General features: G+C 44.6%; 27 protein-coding genes and 1 pseudogene. 7 read left to right on the top strand and 21 right to left on the bottom strand.

The window, feature by feature from the left end:
* Positions 1-24 precede the first annotated feature (24 nt).
* From ACO0KZ_RS04355 to ACO0KZ_RS04390, 8 genes and pseudogenes are all read right to left on the bottom strand, one after another.
* Positions 25-126, bottom strand: a pseudogene (locus ACO0KZ_RS04355) (hypothetical protein); the annotation flags it as partial.
* Positions 127-163: 37 nt separating this feature from the next.
* Entirely contained in the window at positions 164-286 is a 123-nt protein-coding gene (locus ACO0KZ_RS04360) for a hypothetical protein (RefSeq protein ID WP_422993122.1), read from the bottom strand.
* A complete protein-coding gene (locus ACO0KZ_RS04365; protein WP_422993124.1) occupies positions 280-480 on the bottom strand; it encodes a CcdB family protein in 201 nt (66 codons plus the stop codon). Before ACO0KZ_RS04365 ends, ACO0KZ_RS04360 begins: the two co-directional genes overlap by 7 nt.
* Entirely contained in the window at positions 481-717 is a 237-nt protein-coding gene (locus ACO0KZ_RS04370; protein ID WP_422993126.1) for a type II toxin-antitoxin system CcdA family antitoxin, read from the bottom strand.
* 148 nt (positions 718-865) lie between these two features.
* A complete protein-coding gene (locus ACO0KZ_RS04375) occupies positions 866-1,549 on the bottom strand; it encodes a DUF4253 domain-containing protein (protein ID WP_422993128.1) in 684 nt (227 codons plus the stop codon).
* Between the two features lie 224 nt (positions 1,550-1,773).
* Positions 1,774-2,397 (bottom strand): peptide chain release factor H, encoded by a 624-nt coding sequence (gene prfH / locus ACO0KZ_RS04380; RefSeq protein WP_422993130.1) that lies wholly within the window; start codon positions 2,395-2,397, stop codon positions 1,774-1,776.
* A complete protein-coding gene (locus tag ACO0KZ_RS04385; protein ID WP_422993132.1) occupies positions 2,394-3,563 on the bottom strand; it encodes an RNA ligase RtcB family protein in 1,170 nt (389 codons plus the stop codon). The genes prfH and ACO0KZ_RS04385 overlap by 4 nt, the downstream gene beginning before the upstream one ends.
* 303 nt (positions 3,564-3,866) lie before the next feature.
* Complete coding sequence (locus ACO0KZ_RS04390) at positions 3,867-4,019, bottom strand: hypothetical protein (protein WP_422993134.1); 153 nt, start codon at positions 4,017-4,019, stop codon at positions 3,867-3,869.
* 128 nt (positions 4,020-4,147) lie between these two features.
* Between ACO0KZ_RS04390 and ACO0KZ_RS04395 the strand changes: the two genes are divergently transcribed.
* Positions 4,148-4,855, top strand: coding sequence for a hypothetical protein (locus ACO0KZ_RS04395; RefSeq protein WP_422993136.1), 708 nt, complete (start codon positions 4,148-4,150; stop codon positions 4,853-4,855).
* A 202-nt stretch (positions 4,856-5,057) separates the two neighbouring features.
* Here ACO0KZ_RS04395 and ACO0KZ_RS04400 read toward each other — a convergent pair whose 3' ends face one another.
* From ACO0KZ_RS04400 to ACO0KZ_RS04410, 3 genes are read right to left on the bottom strand one after another with little or no spacing between them, the layout of a single operon-like run.
* Entirely contained in the window at positions 5,058-7,142 is a 2,085-nt protein-coding gene (locus ACO0KZ_RS04400) for a TonB-dependent receptor plug domain-containing protein (RefSeq protein ID WP_422993138.1), read from the bottom strand.
* Positions 7,143-7,154: 12 nt separating this feature from the next.
* Positions 7,155-8,816, bottom strand: coding sequence for an ATP-binding protein (locus ACO0KZ_RS04405; RefSeq protein ID WP_422993140.1), 1,662 nt, complete (start codon positions 8,814-8,816; stop codon positions 7,155-7,157).
* A gap of 17 nt (positions 8,817-8,833) precedes the next feature.
* Positions 8,834-9,739, bottom strand: coding sequence for a hypothetical protein (locus ACO0KZ_RS04410; protein WP_422993142.1), 906 nt, complete (start codon positions 9,737-9,739; stop codon positions 8,834-8,836).
* 804 nt (positions 9,740-10,543) lie between these two features.
* Between ACO0KZ_RS04410 and ACO0KZ_RS04415 the strand changes: the two genes are divergently transcribed.
* Positions 10,544-11,311, top strand: coding sequence for a substrate-binding periplasmic protein (locus ACO0KZ_RS04415; protein WP_422993144.1), 768 nt, complete (start codon positions 10,544-10,546; stop codon positions 11,309-11,311).
* Positions 11,312-11,767: 456 nt separating this feature from the next.
* Here ACO0KZ_RS04415 and ACO0KZ_RS04420 read toward each other — a convergent pair whose 3' ends face one another.
* Complete coding sequence (locus ACO0KZ_RS04420; protein ID WP_422993146.1) at positions 11,768-11,989, bottom strand: transposase; 222 nt, start codon at positions 11,987-11,989, stop codon at positions 11,768-11,770.
* A gap of 183 nt (positions 11,990-12,172) precedes the next feature.
* On the opposite strand from ACO0KZ_RS04420, the gene ACO0KZ_RS04425 reads away from it, so the two are divergent.
* The 3 genes from ACO0KZ_RS04425 to ACO0KZ_RS04435 all read left to right on the top strand — a co-directional run bounded on the left by ACO0KZ_RS04425 (position 12,173) and on the right by ACO0KZ_RS04435 (position 13,585).
* Positions 12,173-12,445, top strand: a complete 273-nt coding sequence (locus ACO0KZ_RS04425) for a type II toxin-antitoxin system Phd/YefM family antitoxin (protein ID WP_186922967.1) — start codon at positions 12,173-12,175, stop codon at positions 12,443-12,445.
* Complete coding sequence (locus ACO0KZ_RS04430; RefSeq protein ID WP_422993149.1) at positions 12,442-12,777, top strand: type II toxin-antitoxin system RelE/ParE family toxin; 336 nt, start codon at positions 12,442-12,444, stop codon at positions 12,775-12,777. The genes ACO0KZ_RS04425 and ACO0KZ_RS04430 overlap by 4 nt, the downstream gene beginning before the upstream one ends.
* A gap of 319 nt (positions 12,778-13,096) precedes the next feature.
* Complete coding sequence (locus ACO0KZ_RS04435; RefSeq protein ID WP_422993151.1) at positions 13,097-13,585, top strand: phage tail protein; 489 nt, start codon at positions 13,097-13,099, stop codon at positions 13,583-13,585.
* 219 nt (positions 13,586-13,804) lie between these two features.
* Here ACO0KZ_RS04435 and ACO0KZ_RS04440 read toward each other — a convergent pair whose 3' ends face one another.
* The 3 genes from ACO0KZ_RS04440 to ACO0KZ_RS04450 all read right to left on the bottom strand — a co-directional run bounded on the left by ACO0KZ_RS04440 (position 13,805) and on the right by ACO0KZ_RS04450 (position 16,565).
* Positions 13,805-14,077, bottom strand: coding sequence for a hypothetical protein (locus ACO0KZ_RS04440; RefSeq protein ID WP_422993903.1), 273 nt, complete (start codon positions 14,075-14,077; stop codon positions 13,805-13,807).
* A gap of 288 nt (positions 14,078-14,365) precedes the next feature.
* A complete protein-coding gene (locus tag ACO0KZ_RS04445) occupies positions 14,366-15,715 on the bottom strand; it encodes an alpha/beta hydrolase family protein (protein WP_422993153.1) in 1,350 nt (449 codons plus the stop codon).
* A 565-nt stretch (positions 15,716-16,280) separates the two neighbouring features.
* Entirely contained in the window at positions 16,281-16,565 is a 285-nt protein-coding gene (locus ACO0KZ_RS04450) for a transposase (RefSeq protein WP_422993155.1), read from the bottom strand.
* A 206-nt stretch (positions 16,566-16,771) separates the two neighbouring features.
* On the opposite strand from ACO0KZ_RS04450, the gene ACO0KZ_RS04455 reads away from it, so the two are divergent.
* Positions 16,772-16,852: a contractile injection system tape measure protein gene (locus tag ACO0KZ_RS04455; protein WP_422993891.1), complete on the top strand. Its 81-nt coding sequence runs from the start codon at positions 16,772-16,774 to the stop codon at positions 16,850-16,852.
* Between the two features lie 17 nt (positions 16,853-16,869).
* Complete coding sequence (locus ACO0KZ_RS04460) at positions 16,870-18,216, top strand: ATP-binding protein (RefSeq protein ID WP_422993157.1); 1,347 nt, start codon at positions 16,870-16,872, stop codon at positions 18,214-18,216.
* A 602-nt stretch (positions 18,217-18,818) separates the two neighbouring features.
* Here ACO0KZ_RS04460 and ACO0KZ_RS04465 read toward each other — a convergent pair.
* The 6 genes from ACO0KZ_RS04465 to ACO0KZ_RS04490 all read right to left on the bottom strand — a co-directional run bounded on the left by ACO0KZ_RS04465 (position 18,819) and on the right by ACO0KZ_RS04490 (position 24,913).
* Entirely contained in the window at positions 18,819-19,361 is a 543-nt protein-coding gene (locus ACO0KZ_RS04465) for a hypothetical protein (protein ID WP_422993159.1), read from the bottom strand.
* A gap of 318 nt (positions 19,362-19,679) precedes the next feature.
* Positions 19,680-20,606, bottom strand: a complete 927-nt coding sequence (locus tag ACO0KZ_RS04470; RefSeq protein ID WP_422993161.1) for a LysR family transcriptional regulator — start codon at positions 20,604-20,606, stop codon at positions 19,680-19,682.
* Between the two features lie 190 nt (positions 20,607-20,796).
* On the bottom strand, positions 20,797-21,477 hold the full coding sequence (locus tag ACO0KZ_RS04475) for an endonuclease NucS domain-containing protein (protein WP_422993163.1): 681 nt from the start codon (positions 21,475-21,477) through the stop codon (positions 20,797-20,799).
* 368 nt (positions 21,478-21,845) lie between these two features.
* Positions 21,846-22,376 carry a hypothetical protein gene (locus ACO0KZ_RS04480; protein WP_422993165.1) on the bottom strand — a complete coding sequence of 177 codons (531 nt, stop codon included), beginning with the start codon at positions 22,374-22,376 and terminating at the stop codon, positions 21,846-21,848.
* Positions 22,377-22,574: 198 nt separating this feature from the next.
* Entirely contained in the window at positions 22,575-24,197 is a 1,623-nt protein-coding gene (locus tag ACO0KZ_RS04485; RefSeq protein ID WP_422993167.1) for a hypothetical protein, read from the bottom strand.
* Complete coding sequence (locus ACO0KZ_RS04490) at positions 24,194-24,913, bottom strand: hypothetical protein (RefSeq protein WP_422993169.1); 720 nt, start codon at positions 24,911-24,913, stop codon at positions 24,194-24,196. The genes ACO0KZ_RS04485 and ACO0KZ_RS04490 overlap by 4 nt, the downstream gene beginning before the upstream one ends.
* Positions 24,914-25,112: the final 199 nt, after the last annotated feature.

Here is a 25,112-nt window from a genome sequence, read left to right on the forward strand (position 1 = left end):
CCGGTGAAAGGCGGAATAAGAAACTCAATCCCACCAAAAATACCAAACCTCAGCATTCAACATCGTCGCGGCGAGGTTGGCGATGATTTTGCTGCCTTGATCGACGCTAACCGTAAAATACCGGTATTGCTGCCATGCGTTTAGCTACATCTTTTGTTGGCTACTAATACGCACCAAAAAGTCTATCTAAGGCATCAAATATTGCTGTTTGAAACGCAGCAGCGGTGTCAACTTTTTCCTTCAACTCGATCAATGGAATTGCGGCGAGCTGCGGTGTGTCTAACAAATATTTTTTCCATTGACTGTAATGATAGGAAACAAGTCTCCGGGCGCTTCTACATTCTTAAAGGCATTCAAGTTGCGTAATGGGATAACGATACGTGTCGCCAATCCACTGATCACATTACTTTGTACGTCGATCAAAAAAGGCGTCGTCTTTTGGCTTTTGCCCATGTTCGCATACACATCAAAACGCGCCATTTAAAACCCCCGCCACTCTGCCAATGCCACGCCATCTTCTTCTACTTTCTGATTGTAGACTTTGATAAATGCGGCATTTTTTTCATTCCACTCACGCTCTTGTTCAGCGCGTATCGTTTCACGCAAGCTTTGTTCGCACACTTGTGAAATGTTAATCCCCAATTCCTTTGCGCTAAGGTAAACGTCCATGGGTAAGCTGATGTTCGTTGCTTTTTTTGGTGAATTTACTTGCTTCATTTTCAACTCCAAAATGACAGAATGCCACAAGATTATACGCATTCATTATGCATAAAGTAATGCGCATGAATACTGTTAAAAATATTCTTAGCAAGAATAAAATTGACCTTGGGTTTGTAAAATGCCGGTGCAAGGCGGAATAAGAAACTCAATCCCACCAAAAGTACCAAACCTCAGCATTCAACAGCGTCGCGGCGAGGTTGGCGATGGTTTCGCAACCTTGATCGACGATATCTGTGCAATACCAATATTGCTGCCATGCGAGTTTGATTGCGGTTTCTTTGTCGCGTGGTGGATTTTTGACGATGCACTCGATTACGTCACCTGAGACGCTGACGATTTCCGCGCCGAATTCTTTTTGCCAGTATTGATGCATGGCGCAGTGCACTACCGGATCGGGGCAATCATTCCAGTCGCCATATTTTAAGACGGCAGGTAGATGCCAAGGCTGTGCTATTTTTGCTAAGCCAATATAGACCTCGGGTCGCACTTCGCTTGTCAAAATATCGCGATGCAGTGAGATCGCGCCTTTCTCAGCGATTTCACCAGGCCAATCGCCTAGCGTGTCGTCTTCGCTGAATTCATATTCTTCAGCTTCTGCGCGACGCTCTTGTAACCATGCCTCCACGTCAAACCGCGCTGCTTCGTCAAGAATCTCACCGACGGACTGTTCATTGTATTCAGCCGCTTCTTGCAATCGCTCCACATCGTCGCCGTCGCCAATCAAGAAAGGATAATCGCCAGTCTGAGGATAAGTAGCACGCTGTTGCATCAATGTTTCGATTGCCGCTTCGCCTGTGGTTTTGGTAGTCGTAAAAAGATCTGTATTCATATTTTTCAATTAAGGATAAAGATAAAAATAGATTCAGGATTAGTTCTAGCGTGAGCTGATAATGTCTTATCAAAAAAATGTTATGTCAAGACTTAAGGTCGCGTTCTGCATGCTCGCGAATTTAGCGCGTTTAAACTATCGCTCCAATATTTATCGCCATCCTCGCTGCATGGTTCAAACGCTCGTCACATTGAATTACCTAAATAAGCCCAACGTCGATATCATCATCGACGTTTGAACTCTGGACCAACAAATACTAAGCCAGCGCGCCCACGCTCTAATTCAAAGTGACTAAGTCGCCGGTCACGATTTTGTTGAAGTGCTTGCTGCTCATCGCGCTCTGCCAGCTTTTGCACAATCAAAAGCTGCGCCAATTTTTTATTGGCATATTGACTGCGTTCGGTCTGGACCTTAACACTAATCCCACTCGCCATATGCGTGGCGCGAATAGCGCTATCGGTTTTGTTGACGTGTTGCCCGCCGGGTCCGCTAGCACGACATGCTTGATAGCTTATGGTGTGATCGGCAGTGCGCTCTTCGATCTGAAACAAGCGCACACCGATAAACCAATTTTTACGCGGATAACGCAAACGATAAGGGCTTTCGCATATCCATTGCACACTACCCTGCCACTCTTGTATCCATGCGATCGATGTATTGGCATGTTCGCCTTCAAGACTCAGCAATAAGGATTTGTAGTTAGATGCGCGCGCAGCGCTAACTCTCTCGACTAACTCCAGACGGCAGGCATGTCGCTTCGCTTCACCTTGCAAAGCCTGCCAAGCCTTCGCCACGCCCAGACAACATTCTTCTGGTCCCTGACCAGCGGTAATTTGTACTAAGATCATAAGCAGCACCCACCCGATGTTTTGTAGCTGATCAAAGGCTTTAGCTTGGCAACCACATTGATTAAGCCTGCTTCTTGCAGCGATTCAATCACACTGTCGATCGGTTTATAGGCCTCTGGCGCTTCTTCAAAAATCAGCCCCTTATCGTGACACACCACCCGACTGTCTAACGCGGTCCTGCTTAGTTGCGTCGCCGTATAACGTTGCCTGAGACGTGGTTCACATTCGCTACGCATCCACTTTCGACCAGCACCATGCGCTAGCGAAAATAAACTGTCGCTAGCCAGCTCACCTTGATTTCCTAATCTCGCTTGCACCACAAAAGAATAGTCTCCGCGAGAACCTGGAATCACGATTAAGCCTTGGTCCGAGGGCGCCGCGCCTTTTCTATGCAAGAACCCACGAGCACCATCGATAACGACTTTACTCAAAAAATTATGATGGATGTCCAATACCATTTCGGCCTGCGTCGCCAAATTTGCACAAATACGCTCGGCGATCAAACTGCGATTGCATAGCGCAAAATCTAAAGCTTGCTGATGTTGATCCCAATACGTAGTTGCAGCAACATCACCTTCAGCGAGACCATGATGCCCATACTGCTCAATATGCTGACGCAAAATTTGTCCACCGAAACCGCGCGAACCGCTATGCACCAATAACATCACTTGTTTGCGATCCAAGCCATGCGCGGAAAAAATTGCCTGATCGAACACCTCGGTGATTTGCTGTAGCTCAGCAAAATGATTGCCACCGCCTATCGTGCCCAAACTGTGTTCAAAGCCGCTCCCTTGCAGTTCATAAGAACGCACGCGCGCTCGCCAAAAATCATTTTGCTCGATCAAGGGTGCATCAATATTGCCCAAACGTTTGACCAGTTTGTCGAGCGACAACTTAGCAATGGAAAGATCTGTTTTTAATAAACGCATGCCACAACCGATGTCGCCACCAATCAGTGCGGGATAGAATCGACCCATCGACAAGAAAGCGGCGCCCACAGGGTAGCCACGCCCCGGATGTAAATCAGGCATGCCAACCACCCTATGCATACCAGGCAGTTTTGCTGTCGTTTGTAATTGCTGGATTGCGCCTCCTTCAATCCATGTTTTTGGTGAGGCGATCACAGAAACATTTTCTGCGATGATTTGTAATGAGGAATTGCCCATTCGGTTTCAACCTGTAAAAGTGCAGGTCGTCGCCAGGACGTGTTGGTCGCAATTCTGCTTATCTAATGAATCTGATTATTCAGACTATTCAGATTAAATAGGTCAAGGAATTACGCTTAAGCCTGACGCAACCCGCTAATAAAAAAAGCGTGTAGTGGGAACAGGTTGATTGATTTCATGATGAGCTCCTTTTTATCGTTATTATGAGAGAGTGAGAATTGAAGTCGCTGTGTACTTCGGGTTTGATTATAGCAAGGATTCTTTTTTAGACCAACACGTGGTTTCATCGCTTGCTTCTAACGTTTAGACCACCAATGCCGCAGTACCAGCAAAACCAAGCTGCGAATAATCCAGATGAGAACTGCCAAAAATGCGTGCTTGAGGATCAATCAACAAGGACTCAGTCATCAGATTGCGAGCAAAAAATGATACTTCGATGATGCCGACAAGCTGCACGGTTTTCGCTTCATTCCACGACTTTTGCTACCTAGTCCAGTATTATTGCTGTTCGTCGCCAAGACGCCTCAAGAAAAACAGATATCAATTAAGCTTTGGTACTTCTCACCTCTTTTATTGGAGCTCTTATGCAAGACGAAATTTTGGCAAGAATTAGTGCATGTGAACACGAGAACACACGTTTAAAGAAGCGCTTGCGATTACAGAATCTATTATTCTCTACACTTTTTCTGGTGGGCGTTGGAGGAAGCGCAGTGGCCGCACTGTCCGCCAACTCAAGCGATACAAAGACGCCACGTACTATTGACTCTTTACGCGTGAAGGAGCTGATCGTTGTTGACGGTCGCGATGTGGTACGTGCGCGCGTTGGCGGCGACATTCCACCCGCGGTGATCGATGGAAAAACGCTTTCTCGTGGTGGGACTAACAATGGGGTCGCCGGCATCATGTTGTATGACAAAACCGGCGTAGAACGTGGTGGCTACGTCACTTTTGACCAAGGCGATAATGTAGCGTTGACGCTCGATAATCAAAAGAAGCAGCAAGTGTTCTTTGGCGTTGGTTCCACGGGTACAGCGTCACTTCAACTTTGGGAAGACGATGAAATGCTCGATCTGCGGGCGGATACCAACGGTGCTAGATTCACCAGGACAAAAGCAGGCTTGGTCACACATCAATATCCCGAAACAAGTATCAAGAAGGCGAGTTGCGAATACTATAAAAACGGAATCAAAGAGGAGCACGCAGAAGGATTACCGTACGCCACAGTGAAGAAAATTTGCGAGAGAAGATTCTCTGCTGCGTCTTGCGAACCATGCTTACCAACAAAATCTTAGAACTATGGTTCGTGTTGTCGATGTTCACATACACCGCTCCAGCAAATTCTAATCGTAAAGGTCTCGCGATTTGCTTAGGCTGACTCAGGTTTCTTGAGGAATGTATTAATGTTAAAACTGACCCAGTTCGTTACAGGAACTGGCCTCAAGCTCATGTCAAACGCACGGCCTGACCCCGTGCTTGCTTTCGGAGCAGACGATCTCAAAACGCATAGACACCCTGCACTACGAATTGTCGGCCTGGCAAAGGAATATCATAACGGATCGCGCCTGGAGCCGGACTAGGTTCACGTGCATCGGCGTTGGTCAGATTGCGAATACCAATCGAGCCGCGCCAGCCCTTTGTGCTATCACGACGCCAATGAAAACTCACATCCACCAAGGTGTAATCAGCGACAGCGGGGCGCAAATCACCGGCACTACGTTTACGATCTGCAACGCGGTATGCCATCAAATTGGTATGCCAATCGCTAGCAATCAAACCATCAAGCGCAAATTTAAGCATCGTTTGAGGCGCATAACCAACGTCGGTATTGGTCAATGAATCAGAACTGTGTTGACTAGAAACACTTGCGTCAAAACGCCACTTGGGCGTAAAGCGCCATAATATTTCCGCTTCCCACCCATGACCTTTTTGTTTGCCTTGGTTTTGCGTCGTTGATCCTGTGTTTGGATCGGCATTCGGTACCTGACGCAAAATATCGCGCAGCAGATAAGAGTAGGCATTGACACGAGCAGAAAACGCAGGATTGGGTTGCCAATCAAAAACCAGTTCGCTGGTCGCCATGCGTTCCGGTTGTGCAGATCGGTTGCCCAAGGCGACTGGATTATTGATCGTATATAGCTCTACAAATGCCGGCGCGCGAAACGCTTGTCCATGCAACAATTTGACAGTCAGATCGTGACGTGCTTCCCAAACTAAGGCCAGACGCGGATTGGTGGTCGAACCAAAATCTGAATAATTATCGTGACGTAGGCCTGCAGTGAGACTCCAATCTGGTGCAATTGCCCATTCATCTTGGATCAATGCGTAAAGCAAACGACGTTGCACTGGCTTGATATAAGGCGCCGTCGCCGAAACGTCCACAATCTGTCCAATTGGCAGCGGTACTGTTCCCACGCCGGGAACATTGACAAAATTGAAGTTCTTTGTTTCGCGCACGGAGGTGACAGCAGAATTACTTGCTCCCATTCCGACGCGCAATCGATGTCCAGTCCAATCAAGATAAGTTGCGCCAAGTTCCGCTTCAATGGTTCTTAGATCTCGACCCGGCGTACCTATCATCCCCTGCGGGAACATTCCCCCAAACGCGTTTTTCGGAAACAAACGCAACCAAGAATCAACTCGAGCTTCCGTTAAGCTAATATGTGCCTGTGATTCCCATCCGCTCAGAAGCTTCTGTGGCTGCCAATTCAAGGTCAACACTTGATAATCGCTATCTAAACGATCGTCGGGCGACAGTGCTTGCGCCAACCCAACGCCCGAACCAAGACCTTGTCTGTGCTTCAAACTTGCCACCGCATTCCAATCGCCAAACCCAAGCTTGAAACCAAAATCAGCATCATGATGGTAATCGTTTAAAAGGCCGGGTGCCTGCGATGCTTTCGTATTGAACACGGTATCGAGTGGCGTTTGCGCATCAACAGCAATAGTTAGCCCTGAACGTTTATTAGCGCCTAGTCGCGCGTAGGCGGCCCAAGTGACTTCATTCCACAAACCACTTGCCAGGAACGAAAGTGATTTCTCATAATTGCCAATCGTATTAAAGTGCACTTCCGAAGTATTGGATGCGTTAGCGTTTTTTGTGGTGATCGAAATCACCCCGGATACCGCATCAGCACCATACAATGCAGAACCAGGGCCACGAATGATCTCAACGCGTTCAATTTGATCAGTCGGCATATTGACCCACACGTCACCATGCCCACCTGTATGTGGGCTTTGATGACGAACCCCGTCGATCAACAACAGAATCTGTTGATTGAAATCCCCTTGAATACCGCGAATTTGATACTTCGGATCATTTAAAAAATAGGAACGTGACACATGAAATCCAGGTACACGCTCTAATATTTGTTGTAAATCTGTCGCGCCCATGGCTCGAATATCTTCTGCAGTAAATACACTCACTACTGCCGGTGCGCGACGCAAACTTTGTTTGCTGCCCGTCGCGATTTTAACGGTGGCCGCATCACCATAGGCTAAGGCTAATTCAACTTCATCAACTGCTTGAGCGTAAGCAGAATTTGCATAAATGAACATCACGCAACAGAGTAATTTTTTCATGATCAAGCTCTCTTAGTGTTTGTCTTTATCTGGCGCCACCACCGGCAAAATAATCTCGACCCGCGTACCTTGATTCGGCGCACTATGTATCTGAATCTTCCCACCCAATAGTCGAGTAACCAGCGTGTGCACAATTTGCATACCGAGCCCCGACCCACCCCGGCCAAACTTAGTCGTAAAAAAAGCATCATAAACATGATCCACTACTTCTTTTGTCATGCCGTTCCCGTCGTCTTGGCAAACTAATTGTATCCAGCCTTGGTCTACAAGCTTACATTTCAAAATCAGTGAACCTGTTTCTCGCCCTTCAAATCCATGCACCAAAGCATTTTGTACGATATTGACGATGATTTGACCTAAGGGGCCCGGGAAGCTATCCATCTCAATATTGGATGCGATATCCGTCTCAAGTGAAATAGGCGTGGGATTGATCAATGGTCTAAGGGTAGCCAGAACATCCGTGATCACAACATCGACAAAGAAAATACGTCGCATTTCAGAAGTTTGATCAATCGCCAATTGTTTAAAGCTGCCGACTATTTCCGCAGCACGCTCAACGTTCCGACGAATCAAATGACTCGCTTCGCGGCCGTGTTCCATTTGTTCAAGTAGTTGTGACTTACGTACAGGTCCTAATCTGACTGCGTCGGATATTTCCCCTTGCAGTGCTTCGAGTGTAGAGGCTGACATCAAGGCATTACCAAGAGGGGTATTAAGTTCATGCGCGACCCCAGCCACCAATCGTCCTAATGAAACCAACTTCTCATTTTCAACAAGTTGATGCTGCGCCGCCTGCAAAACTTTGAGCGTATCTTGCAGTTCATCATTCGTTTTCTGTAACGCGCGTGTTCGTTCGTCCACACGCAATTCAAGGCTCGCCGCGTGCGTCGTCAATTCTGCATTCATCTGTTGCAGTAAAAGTTCACGTTCTTCGATCGATTGCATCATGACATTAAACACCTTGGACATGTTTGCGATGTCGCGTGGGCCCGAAACAGGGGCGCGCAATCCAACCTCACCCGTACCTGCTCTCCCCATCACCGAAGACAGATCGTATAAGGGTCGCATCAGGTTGCGTGCAAGCACACGCAATCCCCATAGCAAAAATACGCTGGAAATCAACATCACCATACACACCATCAACACCAGTCGATTTTGGTACTCTTCTAGTGTGTTTTTCCCCTGCGTTAAACGCACATAACCGAGGAATTCAGATTTTTGTTGCGTGTCCTCAAACGGTGAAAGCGCCGCATGATCGGTAAACACCGGCGCTACGAAACGCCAATACTGGCTGGTGTTCGATTCGATATAGGGTCCCGCTTGATTTTGCATTGACAAGGTCGTCAGTGGAGTTTGTTTCTGTCCTTGCGCGACAATCACTGTACCGTCAGCCTGTACGATTTCGACCGCCACAATGTCTGGAAAACTCATGGCATGCTTCACCGCTTCTTGTGCATTTTCTGCGCTGCCCGTTAATAAGGCGAGTTGACTCTGTTGTGCCAGGCCACGCGCCAAGCCCATACCCTGTTGTTCTAGCATGATGCGCACTTGTCGACTACCTTGCCACGAGCTGAGAAGCGTCGACAAGGTTCCCATCAAGAACACTAATAACACACCGGTCATCCCTAATTGACGCGCAAAGCTCGCTTGGGAAAACGGATTAAACCAGCGCATGAGATAAGTTCTGATCATCATCGCTCCGGCAATAGTAAATCAAAGTTACCATGTAACTTTGGAGCGTATTCAATGCCGAGGTGGCTCGCCGTGCGCGTATTCAAACTTGCAAATAATTCGCGCAAAGGGACAATGCCGCGCGGCGCATTTGCTGGCGTGGTGAGATGTGCTAATGCGGCGGAGCCCAATCGCTGTCCTAAAGCGATATTATTGGGAAATAATGCGAATAAGGCGCCTCGTCGAACATGGGCAAGATTACTTGAAAACAGAATGCCATTACGATTCCATGCTTCCTTCAATACAGTTGGCACTATCGTCGATTCCTCGCTGGTGATCGGGTCTTGCGGCAACCACAGCGCATCAGTTGAATTGAAATCAATCCACAATTCTTGATACCTCTGCATCGCACTGCGTAGGTCGGATGCTTCCAACCCTTTTAATTCGAATCCTTGGGTGCGTGCAGCAGCGTCTGCGAATCGCATTAACCAACCGGAATTCACGGCCGAATAAACAACGTAAATTCGTTTACCATTTGGTTGCAATTGACGCAATCGCGCAAATAATAAGCCGGGGTCGGGCGCCAAACTTTGGAGCAGGGTGATTTTGGAATCAGCATCGCTTGGACTGATGACACCGCCGCCAATAATCTCAACCGGGCCTTCAAGTGTCATCGCCGCTTTAAGCCCGGCTCGTCCAAGTGCAATGACCATACTTGGACGACTTTCTCGCAAATTGGGAAAATTAGTCGAATTCGATTCAGTTGAAATGGCAATACGTAATGAGGGTTTGGGCAGTCGTTCATCGATCCCATCCATGATTTTCGCGAAGATCGACTTATACGGCTCGCCAATATCGGGATAAAAAGTTCGAATCGTTGGACTGCTTTGCGACTGTGCCAATGCATGCCTACCAAAGGCGCACATAGAAGCGGCAACAAGACAAAAATGACGTCGACTCACATTCTTATTTTTCGATTCTAAGAATGTAAGATCGTTTAATATCATTTTTCATCATGGCGGGATGTACCCGGAAAATTTACAAAGCTTAGCAATAAAAAATTTCTATTTGCACACTCAAAAACCACCCGTCGAATACATCGATCAAGTTTGCGCAAAGCTAACTTACAGAGATAAGATTATCAAAACGCAAGTCGAGTCGTTCGATACTACCACCCAATGACGTGATCAGAAACACGTTTTGTACACCTGTCACAACAAGGTATTGAAAATTCGAGATGTTCGCCAATTGCATTGCACAAATGCTCGTATCAGGTTTTCAATCAAACAAGCCCTTCGTATTAGAGCCAAAAGGGTCAGCATCAAAATTTTTTATCGATGCTGACCATTTTGATTCATAGGCACATCCACCGTCAGTGATTTCGTTGCGTTCCATTGCAGCATGATGAGCAATTAGTCAACATGCAAGAACCTGAGAGAAATGATGATTGCAAGTTTCAAATCAATCGATTATCGTAGAATAACTGGGGGGACTCGGGCATAGACAACATGCTCAAGAAACGACAACGCATCGATTAGCTTGTCGATCTTTGGCTACCCGTGTGCAATTCTAAGTAAATCCACTAAAGCCTCAAATTGATAGCATCAGACCAATCGAGCATTTTAAAAAGAAACCTCACTGGAAATTGCCATAATCAAGATCTATCCAATAAATTGACCACTCGTTTAGAAACGTAAATTGTTGGCTTTAACAATCTAAAGAAGCAACATATGTGCATAGAGAAATACATACAAACCAAGTCCTACAAGATCCTCCTCGGCATAGGACTCATTGCTATTTTCTTTGGGTTTACTATGAACAGCTGGGCGCAGAATCAGCGTCAAACAATTCAAATCACTACCGAATTTAACTACCCTTACAACTTCCTTGATAAGGACACTGGCGCCATCTCTGGCAGAGCCGCAGACAAAGTGCATGAGATCTTCAAACGCAGCCAAATCCCCTATCGCATGCAGATCATGAGTTGGAACCGTGCATTCGAGATGGCGCGCAGCAACGCTGACACTTGTGTTTTCTCCACTTCAAAAAGTGGAGATAGAGAGCAATTCTTTCAGTGGATTGGTCCCGTTGCTGTCGGTCATTGGGCAATGTTCGGCAGCCCCGATAAATTGGGAAAAATCACCAAATTAGAAGACATCAAGCAATCTCGAATAGGAACTCAATTTGGCACGATTGGCGTTGCCTATCTCAAGGAACGACACTTCCAAGTCGTCACCTCAACGGAGTCTATTACCACCTTCAAGAATGTCGCAGTCGGTCGTCTTGATTACGCAACAACAGGTGACTATCACGGAAGAAAAATAATTAAAGATAATCAACTTGGTGACAAAGTGGTTTGGTTATTCAACTTCAACACCACGAATTACTACCTTGCGTGCAATGCACAGATGCCGACCGAAATCATTTCGATTTTAAACACAAGCCTGCGCGAGCTTAAAACGGATGGCACATTCGAAAAGATTGACAATCGATATTGAAACTAAGCTTGGAAGCGACTCACCAAGAATGCGAGTCAAGCCTTACATTTGACACTCAGTGGTCAATCAACACCACGTAACACAACATTCGTTCTGTTTCACAGCCCGACTAAGCCTCGCGTAACTTACTCCAAAATGGCTACCTACTTGCTCAAGCGTGTAGTGCCCACTTAAGTATGCCAGTGCCATATTTTCATTTCGCGTGTTTCCCAAATTGACAAAGTAATCCAAGGGTTTGATGCGGGCTTGTTTTTTTTGGGGGGATGTCTTTGAGTGATTGTCCGGGATCGAGCTTGCATTGCATAGTCAGTACAAAATCGTCGTCACCGAGATAAATTTGGTGCTTCAGGCTCTGCCAAGGAGAAGGCTGTTCTTTGCCCTGCTGTACAAATTCACGATAGCGCTGCTGTGCGATATTCTTGGTCTTGGTAAATCCACCCAGAACCCAATCGGTCGTCAGACAAGCTTGCTCGGATTTGTTTCAATCAAAAGGTGATAGTGATTGTCCATCAGACAGTAAGCCTGGCAATACCAATCATAGCGATCCACCGCGATTTTCAACAGCGATAAATACAACTGGCTATCATCGTCATTGGTATAAATATTCGCTCGTGCATTCACGCGGGCGGTGACGTGGTACAAAGCACCTGCATACTCTATGCGTAAGGGTCTCGCCATTTCCATCTCCCGTCGATTTTGTTACGGTTGAGTCTCGGATCGCGAAATAGTGATGTCAAATATAAGGTTTAACGCTTATCTATGACCTTGTTTACTTATCTATCTCAGCTCATCTCTGCGCATTGACAAGTCTAAATTAAGACTTTAAACTGACTTCCAGTAATTTATTTAAGGAAGTTTTTTATGCGCCTTTCAGAACAAGTCAAACCTATCAGCTATTTCAAAGATAACGCGGCTAAGGCAATTGCTGAGATGACTGAGACACATGAACCACTCATCATTACCCAAAATGGCGAAGCGACCTGTGTCATACAAGATATCAAAAGCTATGAGGACACCAAAAATACGATGGCCTTGCTGAAAATATTAGCACTTGGTCGAAAGCAAATTGAAGAAGGGCAATTTAAACCTGCTCGCAAAGTCTTCGCAAAAATGGACAAGGAAATACTCAAGTGAGTTACACCGTGTACATGTTGGACGATGCGGAAGAAGACTTATGGCACATCCATACCTACATTAAAAACCAATTCTCAAAACCATTGGCAGATCAAATTTATGTCGGTATTCGAGACAGCATTTTAATGCTAGAAACAAACCCACTACTGGGAACAACAATACCGCAACTCGCCGCACTGGGAATGACACAATGGCGGCAAATGGTCGTCATGGAAAAAAATAGAGTGGTCTATGAAGTTGAACAGAGTCGCAAGCATATATATGTTTATTTGATCTGCACAGAACGACAAGACTACGATGCTTTTCTTCAACGAAGAATTTTTAAAAGATAATGCAGAGTGCTTGTTCGTGGCGAAATTTCAGCTGCAAATCGCCTATTGTTCGTCTGGTTAACATGTCGTTTCACGGCTCAAATTACTCCAAGGGCAGACACAGTTGAGTGGAGGCGGCTAGATGATTATCAGTTCTAACTTTCATGCATGGTAGTTGGTCAAGCTTGAATGTTGGAACTGACCTCAAGCTCATGTCAAATGTAAGGCCTGACCACGTGATCCCGCGTGCTCTCGATCAAATGTTACGGTAGTAGAGATCAAAAAAATCACACACGAGCCATCGAATAACAACCACTACAAACAGTAAGGAAAATTACTCATGGAGTACAACGATTTACTAACCGGTTTTTACTTCAATGTGAAAGTTGATGGGAGCAGCAGCGATGCCGATGCCTCATTTCAGGAAGTTTATGGCTTAAATAAAGAAATGAATATCGAAGAGGTGAATACTAACGGTGAAAATCACTCTACGTATCGCCTACCCAGCACTGCAAAGTGTCCTAAACTGATTTTAAGGCGAGGTATCGCATCGACCAATTCTGAATTGATCGCTTGGTGCCAAAACACAATCGACAGTGATTTGGATAAGCCGATACAAACTAAGAATATTTCACTGACTCTAACCAATGAAAATGGGGAGAGTTGTATGAGTTGGCGTTTCGTGAAAGCATATCCGATCAAATATTCAGTTGCGGATCTAAAATCAAAGGAAAATTCGATTTTATTGGATATTCTAGAATTTCATTACCAATGTTTTGAAGTTGAAACCAGTCCAGTCAAGGAAAGTAAGCTCAAATCAAGACGTTAATACATTCGATAAATTGGCTACAGTCATTCTGCGTTTGAGCATGCATGGGGTCTGGCTTTAATTCGACATTAAGCAATCAATCAACACCACGCTCCTTCTGTTTCACAGCCCGACAAACCGTCGCGTAACTTACCCTAAAATGGCTACCTACTTGCTCAAGCGTGTGGTGCCCACTTAAGTATGTCAGTGCCATATTTTCATTTCGCGTTTTTCCCAAATTCACAAAGTAATCCAATGGTCTGATTGGGGCTTGTTTTTGCTTTTTTTGGGGATGTCTTTGAGTGATTGTTCGGGATCGAGCTTGCATTGCATATCGAGTACAAAATCGTCGTCACCGAGATAAATTTGGTTCCTCTGGCTCTTCCAAGGAGAAGGCTGTCCATTACCCTGCTGTACAAATTCACGATAACGCAGCTGTGCGATATTCTTGGTCTTGGCAAATCCACTCAGAACCCAATCGGTCGTCAGACAAACTTGCTCGGTTGGTTTCAATCAAAAGGTGATAGTGATTGTTCATCAGACAGTAAGCGTGGCAATACCAATCATAGCGATCCACTGCGATTTTCAACAGTGATAAAAACCGCTGGCTATCATCGTCATTGGCATAAATATTCGCTCGTCAATTACCGCGGGCGGTGGCGTGGTACGAAGCACCTGCATACTCTATGCGTAATGGTCTCGCCATTTCAATCCCCCGTCGATTTAATTACGGTAGAGCCTAGGATGGCGAAAGAACAGTGTCAAATGTAAGGCTTGACCCCGTGCTGCGCCGCCCTTCGCTTAGTGGCGGTACGCATCTCCATACTTTACATTTATCTGACCCTTTGCCCAGTCCGCCATTAGATCGTAATATCCAGCGGCAATCCGGGTAGACTTGCGCGACAAGTCCGCCGCCTGTATGTAGTTCAAAATACCGTGATCAGCATTCGGGAATATGTGGATGGTGATGTCATGACCCTGCGTGCGCAACTTTCTCAGCCTTTCCAACGATATTGCTATGGGTGCTTGTCGATCGTCTTCAGCAAATGCCCAAAACTGGGGGGCTTTGACGTTTTCTAAGACGTGCATAGGGTTCTGTGACCAATCAACTCCTAGCCTATCAAACATGGGCAAACCATTTTTACGTAGATCTTCAACCGAGATGTTCAAGTAGACACCAGAATATCCTCCCTTTATGGCGGCAAACCATGGTTCCTTAACGAATCTTTTTTGTATATCAGCGAGTTCGTCCAACCCTTCCTTGTATGCTGTCTTCACCAATTTGGCTGTTACGTCAGTAATCATTTGTGCCTGAGCAAGAACATCCGCGCCATAACCGCGATCTTTCAATTCCTTTTGGACTTTAGCGGCGTCCTGCTCAGCGATATCTACCGCCAAACCAAATCCGATTCCTAAAAATTCAGCCTGCGCTCGCTCCGATGCCAAAGGAGCGATCCATCCACCTTGACTTAGACCAAGCAGACCGAAGCGACCAAATCGCCCTTTTGCTTGTCGCTTCGCTTCGTTCGCCGCTGCCACCAAATCATCTGCCAACAATGGAAAATTTTGCGTGTATTCTCCCTTTGATTTACCTGTGCCACGCTTGTCAAATACAAAGGCAGAAACACCGCGACCTACCATTTGATAGGGATCTGCCGCGCGGTCTATCCAGCCACTATCTTCGGATCCATGGGCGAATACCACCAGAGGGGTGGTCTTTCCAGCGTCGGGAGCTTCTAGCAATCTTCCTGCGAGAGTCACACCATGCGACTCGAATTGAACATTTGATTCACGAATTTTCTGTTGATGCCAGACCTGCTTTCCAAAAACACGAACGGTCTCGCGTCCACACTCGACAAGTGCATTCGCATCCTGGGTATTGCCAATCAGCCCGTCACTAAAGGTGTAGTTAAATCCCCTATCGCCTTTGGTCAGGGTAACAAATGAGCGCTCTTCTAGACGATAGATCCCAATCTCGCATGAGCCTGGAGCGAATCGAGTAGTCTCTGCTTTTGCCTGCATGTTATGTTGCTTATCGATGATGACGCCATCGTTCTTCTGTCCAACTAAAGTATCTGCCAAAACATTAGCGGAGCAGCTGCTCCCAACGATGAACCAAGTCGCGCAAAAGACCGATGACCAAAGTTTCATAATTTCCCCAATCACTGTAAAGGTGTGAATCCTAGTCTCGCTTCAAATGATTGGTAGGCCGTTTCCGACGAAAACTAGAATTAAGGGTGTGAATCTGAAAAATTTGGTGTGAAATCAAAAAGACTGTGGGAGATGAGAATGGGCTTAGAAAATCAAATCGAAAATCAATAGGCGCCCTTTTTTTAAGCGAAAGAAAAAAAGCATAGGGTCATAGGGTCAGGCCTTACATTTGACACTCAGCAGTCAATCAACACCACGCTCCTTCTGTTTCACAGCCCGACTAACTGTCGCGTAACTTACCCCAAAATGGCTACCTACTTGCTCAAGCGTGTAGTGCCCACTTAAGTACGCCAGTGCCATATTTTCGTTTCGCGTGTTTCCCAAATTAGCAAAGTAATCCAATGGTTTGATGGGGGCTTGTTTTTGTTTTTTGGGGAAGTCTTTGAGTGATTGTTCGGGACCGAGCTTGCATTGCATAGTAAGTACAAAATCGTCGTCACCGAGATAGATTTGGTTCTTCAGGCTCTGCCAAGGAGAAGACTGTCCTTTGCCCTGCTGTACAAATTCACGATAGCGCTGCTGTGCGATATTCTTGGTCTTGGCAAATCCACACAGAACCCCATCGGTCGTCAGACAAACTTGCTCGGTTTGTCTCAATCAAAAGGTGGTAATGATTGTCCATCAGACAGTAAGCATGGCAATACCAATCATAGCGATCCACCACGATTTTCAACAGCGATAAAAACCGCTGGCTATCATCGTCATTGCCATAAATATTCGCTCGTGCATTCCCGCGGGCGGTGACGTGGTACAAAGCACCTGCATACTCTATGCGTAATAGTCTCGCCATTTCAATTTCCCGTCGATTTAATTACGGTAGAGCCTAGGATGGTGAAAGAGTGATGTCAAATGTAGGGCCTGACCCCTTGCTGCTTCACGCTTTTCGATGCAAAAAATCTTGCCACGAAGAGTCATCCTTACCCTACAAAAACGCACGCCGAACGCAACGACCAATGCAGTGATAAAATTGAAAATTACAAAGGACCCATTCGACAGTTGTTAGATCGCTTGCCCTGGAGTTTAGCGATGAACAAATTCCCTTGGATGAGTGATCCCCTACACGTCAACTGGCGTTAACCATACCGAGATAAGCAATGACACCTTTAATGAATAATGCTTGCTTAGACAGAGAGATCGCCTGGTTTGGCCGAATTTGCGATGCTCGTTTTCAGTCCTATTTCACGGATCACGAATCTGACATTTCGCTACACGAGGTATGCCCCGCACCTGAGTTTGATCGCGAACCATGCGCCTATAGTGAGGTGATCACTAAGTTAGATCTTGGCTACGAGGAAAGGGTAATTATCATGTTGGCGTTGATACCCCATTTGCGCCCGCAACTATTGGATATGTTTTGCCTACAGAACGTAACTTTAGCTCGCCCATATAGTGAGATTGGCGGCTGGCGAGGCAAATCGCATTTAGGTTTCTTACCAACTTGCGAAACTGCAGCATTTATTTTAGCAGGGTCGGATCTGAATCAACGTCAGCGAGTCGCCAGTTTATTAAAGGATGAACATACCTTGATTCGACATGGCATCTTACGCCTCGAATCCCCAGCACCGGGAGAGCCTGCTTTTAGCGCTACGCTGCAAATTAGTCACGAATATTTACAGAGACTAGTTGATGGGGAAGCGCACAAGCCCGATTTCAATAGCAATTTCCCAGCCAAGCTCATGCAAACGCCATTGAACTGGGAGGATCTGGTACTCAATAACGAGGTCATGGATGAAGTGAATAACATCGTTACTTGGTTGCGGCATGCTCGCATGATCTTGGACGATTGGGGTCTGCAAAGATCACTGAAGCCCGGCTACCACACCCTCTTTTTTGGCCCACCTGGTACTGGCAAAACCTTGACCGCCAGTCTGATAGGCAAAGCCGTAAATGCCGACGTATATCGCATCGACTTATCTATGGTAGTCTCTAAATACATCGGTGAAACCGAGAAAAATCTTGCCAACGTCTTTGATCAGGCACAAAACAAACGTTGGATTTTGTTCTTCGATGAAGCCGATTCGCTATTTGGCAAACGCACCCAAACCAGTAACTCCAATGATAGACACGCCAATCAAGAGATCTCCTATTTATTGCAACGGGTTGAAGACTTTCCTGGTGTCGTGATTTTTGCCACCAACTTAAAGGCGAATATTGATGCGACGTTTTCACGTCGACTTCAGAGTGAAGTGTATTTCGCCATGCCAGACGCTATGCAACGTGAACGTCTATGGAAAAATCTGTTTAACGATCCACAACGCTTAGCTCCGGATATCAATTTCCGTGCAATCGCGGAGCGCTATGAATTGGCGGGTGATGCCTTACTCAACGTGGCACGTTATGCAGCCATTCGCGCAGTGAAAAATCAAAGACAAACTATTACGCAAGACGATCTGCTACGCGGCATCGGCAGAGAATTAATGAAGGATGGGAAAACATTGTGAAACACGGGTTCAAAGCCGAACGAAACATTGGGGTCAGGCCTTACGTTTGACATTTAACATCAGCCAACGCCACTCTCCCTCTGGCTTGTTTACAGATATATGTAAAATGTAAGGCCTGACCGCTAGCTTGTGAGTCACTGCCGAGCAAAACAAAATTGGAATAAGTGGTTCAGAGTTCGAGCCCATTTTTCTACGATTCACCTCACGCCAAATTCAAGCACTTTGATCAGATCATCAATATATTATGTCAAGACTTGACCCCGCGCTATGTCCTTGTTCGAAAAGAACGCCCTCACGTAAGTGAAAGCGCCAACGAGTCGGACTTAGTTGCTTCCAATATTTTGCTAAGATTGGAGTCAATTTGCCGGAGCTGTTTTGACCCACTAGCGGTTCGTAAATATTTCCAAGTACATCTAATTGCAGTGACCCCGCAATAGTATGTGGATCCATCGACAAAATATCAGACTTACTACCAATTCTCATTTCTTTTTGAAAATTTGTATGAGTATTTTTAATATCAGCAAATGCCACGTTTGACGTGATCATGAGTGTCATAGCAGAGAACGACAAGATAGTCGCTAAAGATAAATATCGCATTTTTCTCACTTCTGAATTGGATTTGTGGTCTTAGTTAGCCAAGCCTCGTGTACGACATTCCAAGTCGCACCACCATCGATAGATGAATCCCATAGATGATAAACGCTGCCGTCTTCTAATGGTTTCCACTGAGTGCGGTGGAATTCGCGGTAACCTTGAGCATTTAGATAGTACCCAGTCATCAGCATTTGTTGCCCAGTCCAATTGCCATCGATGCTTTGTAGATTCCCTCTAACACTCATCCACGTGTGATTCCACATCCGTTTCTTTGAATCGTAAATGCTCAAACTTGTTCCTTGTCCGTTTTCTTCAGTCGCTCCTCGCCACCATTCTTGAAGAACACAATCGCGCTCTATCTTTTCTATAAGCTGATATCCCAGAAGCCTATTATCTCTATCGCGTGCTTCCCACGCGCCAACCCAAAAATCAAACTGCCGATACTCGGGCGCCGAACAATGATTCGTATTTGCTTGCGAGATGCTTGTAAAGCATAGGGACAACATCACAATAAGTGCACCAATTATTTTGTGCAGGCTAAACGATTTCATTTTTTGACCTTTCAAAGGAGGTAGCTAAGTAACGGCGTTACATATTTGAACTACCTTGTCATGTTCAGAATAATAGCGACCTTAGCTTCTATCGAAAATGAGCGTTGAAGGAACGTAAGGTTTCAGATTTGAAAGGGTAGAAGTGCAAGTCTGAAACAAGGGTGGACGACAGGGAGTAAATGGATATGCACATGGGTGCTGATTGCTTAGCCCTAGCTATGCAAAAAAATGAATTGGCGCTTACTAAGAGTAGAAACCGCGGTGCGGATAAGGTTCTATCGGCGTCTGTCCTGTAGCCGGTCAAAAAATGCTGATACTCTAATACTTCGGCAACAACCCTTCGATCAAAGGTTGATATGGCAAAAGCAATTGAAAAAGAGTATTCACGAAGCTTGTAATTCGCTTGGATTGACGTAAGTCGGGATGGTAGAGGATCCAGAGTTCTGTTTTTAGCTCTACAATAGGAGCGCAAACTCGCCGCAGGTTCTCGTCACGATCTCCTATATAGCATGGCAAAATTGCGAGTCCAAGTCCAGCACTTGCTGCAAATGCTATGTTTTGTCGGTTATTGCTAGAAATAATTGTTTTCTCAAGTAGGCCTTTCTTTGCAAGCCACTGTGTAGATTGAAGATGTGAGAGTGAATCGTCCGGGCCGATCCAAGGAAATGTGTTTATATTGTCATATGAGGCATCGGCCCAACTGGCTGGTGCGTAAATGCTTGATTCCATTTTGCATAGTCGTTTGCCGACAAGATGATCTGGTGGGGTATCGCAAGGTCTAATGCAAACGTCCGCTTCGCGCTTACTCAAGTTCATCACTTGATTCGAACTTTGGATTTCTAAATGAATAAGTGGAAGTGCTTGATGTAGTGGCGTTAGAATCTCTTTTAGAATCGCGGCCATTATCGTATCGGTGGTACTTAATCTCACTTTTCCGCTGGGGCGTTCGTCTAGCCCAGCAATACTTAAAGCAATGCGATTCACATCGTCATTGAACTGTCTCGCAATTTCAATTAAAGAAGTGGCAGATGATGTGGGAACATAACCATATCGTCCACGGTCGAATAGACGGGTGCCTAAGCGCTCTTCTATATCCTTTATGCGTCGAAATACGGTAGTCTGACTTACTTGAAGCTGCTCCGCCGCGGTGGCTAGAACACGCGAATCGGTGAGCACTAATACAAAGCGAAGATCGTCCCAGCTCAAGCCAGTATGCAATGATTTATCATTTGAATTTCGCACCATCAGTCCTTTCCTCTGGCGTATCTTTCACGGCAATCAATTGTCCATATTCACTTTGGGGTCATATTCACTTTGGGGTCAGGCCTTACGTTTGACATTTAACATCAGCCAACGTCACTCTCCCTCTAATTTATTCACAGATCAATGTCAAATGTAAGGCCTGACCCCGTGCTGGGTCTTCTGAATGATTCCCTTATATGGTTGCTTCTTCAAAGTTAAATTGAACTCTATATACGACCAACTTTAATCCAGGAATGGCCTTTGCGGCCCATCTAATCGGCTCTGAAAACCCACTCGCAACTAAAATCGCTCTAGGTGGCTTACCTTCTTTCTGTGCATACCAACCAATATACCTAGCAATTTGTCCAATCGAGGAATCCTTCGCTTCGCCAGATTTCAATTCAATAATAACTGTATTGCCGTCAATATCCCGAGCCAATAAGTCGACTCTTCCAACATCACTTGATTCCTGCCGCGATACAAAAGTTAAGCCTGATTCCAATACGTCGAGTTGACTTACAATTTGATCCTCAAGATCTCGCTCGAGACTCAAACTATTCTCGACATATTCAGTGAGATCTTGGCGTGTCGATTCGCCCACGACTTCGGCAGCAAGTTCAATTGTCTCAATCGACGAATCGAGCGTAAAAATCACAAGTTTTTTATTGAAATCAGGTCTCGCGCGTCGACCTGCATCGAGCCAAAATTTTGAATGTGGCTGACTTGATGCACTGTTAGTCCACCACACTGAATATTTTTTAGCAGATGCGGGTAAACCTCCAACCACAATCTCATCCAATTTATCAAATGTAAGTATTATTTGAGCTTCAGAATTGGATAGAAGGATTGGCGTCAGTTGTGCGTACCTAGACATATTTTTTCCATTGAAAGAGTGTTAAAAATGAGTGCCCCCATATTGCTGACTTCGCTTTTAATTCCCAGATCTGCCGTTCTTATTAAGCATATCTTCCAACATCAAACTTAATTCAGAGGCTAATTCAATTTCACGAAAAGTGGGGTCAAGTCTTGTCATGCAACATCACCACATCTCACTCACAAATTGAGTCACTACCAATGTATACAAAATAAAAAGAGCGGACGTAATGAAGGAGCCTACTCTCCTACAACTTACTTTACGCCAAATTCAATACCGTGATCAAATCATTAATGTGGTATGTCAAGACTTGACCACGCTATTCCTTTACTAATGAATGTCAAATGTAAGGCCTGATCCCGTGTTCCTTACTTCAATTTTTCGATAAGCAATTCAACAATCCGATTGATGTTTATACCAATCCCATTAAAGTTTGGTTCAAGGATAACAAAGCTATTCAACTCTTCAAGAAACTTCACGAAGGGGCCACCTCTAGGTTCCTCAGATATTTTCTGGATAAGCTCTTTCGCTGCTTTGAAAGGATGCTCTGCGTTGTTGAAGGAGAAGAAGACAGCGCTCTGTATTCCTGCTTTTGTATCTAGCGGTTTCCTAGTTACTAATAGGCCAGGCAATTGCTCTCTAACGTTATTTTTGTAAAACTCTTGCAAGGGAGAGTGCAGCGAGTCATTCATATCCCCAAGCACACTCATTTCACACCCATTGACCGGAAGTAGAACTGCGATCTCAGAGCCCGTTGACAGGCCAAGTTCCGCAGTTCGCTTTAAAAAGACTTCATGCAAATCTCGCTGCCTGTTTGACATGTAGCTTTCGGACAAAAAGTAGACATAAACTTTTGCGCTATTCGATGAAAAGCCAAGATAAGTCTGTGTGATATACATGTGTACAGTCCTTCATGAAGCTTAACGAAACTTTTTAAAAAAACAGAAAAAAATAAACCCGTATTTGAAGAACAAATGGGGTTAAGCCTTGACATGCAACACCACCAAACCTAACCCACAATTTGAGTCACTGCCGAATCATACAAAATAGAGAGAATCTGCACAAAAATTGTGCCGATTCTTCATAATGTCGAAACTTTATCCAGAAAGATACTCCAAGAGTTCGGCTGAAACTGCATTTTTTATGATGCGAGCTTTTGCGGGTCCAACTCCATAAATTTGCTCAATCAGGTCTGATTCAGTTCGGTCATATAAGTCTTCAATTGTATGAATATTCGCACTCTTTAGCTGCCCAATTTTCCATTGACTGAGGATAGCAAGGACTTCAATAGGGCGCTTCATCATTTCTTTTACAGAACGCCTAAACTCTACGTCATTTTCAATCGTATTTACCAACTCTAAAATGGGCGAATATGAAGAATGACTCTTGCCAAATTCTGGATATTTATTCAAAGACAGTGATTTATAAAATTCTTTTGATTCTTTGTTTGGATTTGCATATAAAGAAATAATGCATCCATACTTAACTTCATAGCGTGTTCCTAACTCCGCACGTGTAGCACGAACTCCACTATCAGTTTTACGAATTATTCCAGTATATGTCAGTAACCGTAATGCCTCTTTAACCGTTTCAGGCGCATCTTTATGGATCCAAAAATAGATACTCGATTCACTAGCGCCTTTTGCCTGTCGTCTCTCGTTAAGTAACTGAATGTTTGGGATAACGGTTTTTTCGAGAAACTCACGCCCCCAATCAATAAGTGTTTTATGCCCTTGATATTTATCTCCGAGATATGTATGTTCAGACCAAATTTTATTGCGATAAAATTCTTTTATGACTTGCTCGACACTAGTCGTATTAAATTTTTGACTAAGCAAGTCTTGAACAGTTTTTAGAATCATGCGAGGATTACCTCCTCCCGAAAGCATCAAAGTATTAAAAAGTTCGGCGTTGGTTTCAAGTATTTTTTTATGTGCTGGATCACATTGCTTAAATACCATTTCTTGAAAATAATCTAAATAGCCTTGATCACGAATATTTCGTTCAATTGTCTTGTAAATACAGTCGTGAATTGGTTCAAACGAATCGCCAAAATAAGTTACTCCGGGATAAATTGCGGCATTGCAGGTAACATATGGTGATCGAAAGTCTTTGAACAGGCTGAAAAATTGTCGTTGTTGTTCTGGGCGGAACACATGCGCCGCCTCATCAAAGAAAAAATAAATACGATCAATCGCGTTGGTTTCGCAAATATCTTGTAGTGCTTCCTTAACATCTTCGATGTCGGGAAGCAAACCAATATCAACATTGATTCCTCCTTTATATGACTCCTCGTATATTTTAATGATGCTCTCAAGATTCTGTTGTATATCCTTCTCAGAAGAAAACTCATCTCTACTCAATAAACCAGAGCTAAAAGGAGAAATATCGAAACCTTTCTTCTTTAGACTAACCATCAAAGCTCGCAATGCTTTTGCAAGCATCCAATGATAGAACTGATGGCTATCACCTGTTCCGATCAACGAACTTATGTTGAACGAAACAAATACTGCTACATTGGTCTTAGCTGATGACTCAACTTCTTTCTGCGCTACACGCATGAGAAACGATTTTCCAGTACCACGTGAACCTTCCAATATGCATGGTTCAGACGAACAAAGTGCTTTAATGATTTGACTGTCCTCATTACTTTCGACAAACAAATCTAAAATATCCTCTGTCTTGATACTCTCTGTACGCAAATAGAAATCACTACTCATTTAATATCTCCCGAATTTCCAATTAAAACCCTTATCGGTTCAATATGCGTAAAAGTTTCCAAAATTACTGGCTGAAGCTTATCTAAAGAGACCACATCAAGTTGTTTTAAATATCTACAACAGAATATAAACATCAAAATTTCGACGACATCATTCAATCTCTCGGAGAAAGCTTCTTCTAATGCGGCGTTATAGGATAGCGAAATACCTGTAGCAGTCCAAGTATCATTATTCCCATGAACATATTCCGACAAAAAACGAAAACATTCCTTAGATCGAGAATAGTACGTACCAACATGTGGAAGTAATTCAGGGAAGAATGCGCTAATAAATCTTGGAGAAAGTACGCCGCTGTTCTCGTCCATGATTGTCGACCATTTAATATCGCCCAAATCACTACCTAACTGCCACTCTCTAAATGCCAATTTATTAGCAGAAAAATAGATCGCAGCAACACCTATTTCAAATCCTAACCTCAAAGCACAAAAAGCAGATCGATAGAGACCCAACGAGATGGACAAACTTGCAGTCTCTACCTGTGAACACACAACTGACATCATTGCGCGCTCATCCTTTTGGTCTAGACAAAAAATTAGTTCATTCCAATCCGTAGCGAACGAATGGGCTTTTGATTGCAACACCGGTGATTTCATTGAGCGTGAAAAAATGTCCTGCGATTTTCTATTTATTTCAAAATAGTACTGTTCTATATTCATTCTTAGCCCTCACAAATTGAAACACGCCAAACACATGTTGACGTCTTGAAATAACTCATTAATAAAGTTGATGTTATATGTAAAAAAGTAAGAGCTTTTCTGGCATTTAGATGTAATCTAAAATCTGCTTACATGTAAAAAAAATGGCGATCAGTTGATCGCCATTTTTTTCTTACTTAAATTTTTTATGAGTTGCTGC

Source organism: Undibacterium sp. Di24W (genome assembly GCF_049340325.1).
In the GTDB taxonomy this organism is placed as follows: Bacteria; Pseudomonadota; Gammaproteobacteria; order Burkholderiales; family Burkholderiaceae_D; genus Undibacterium.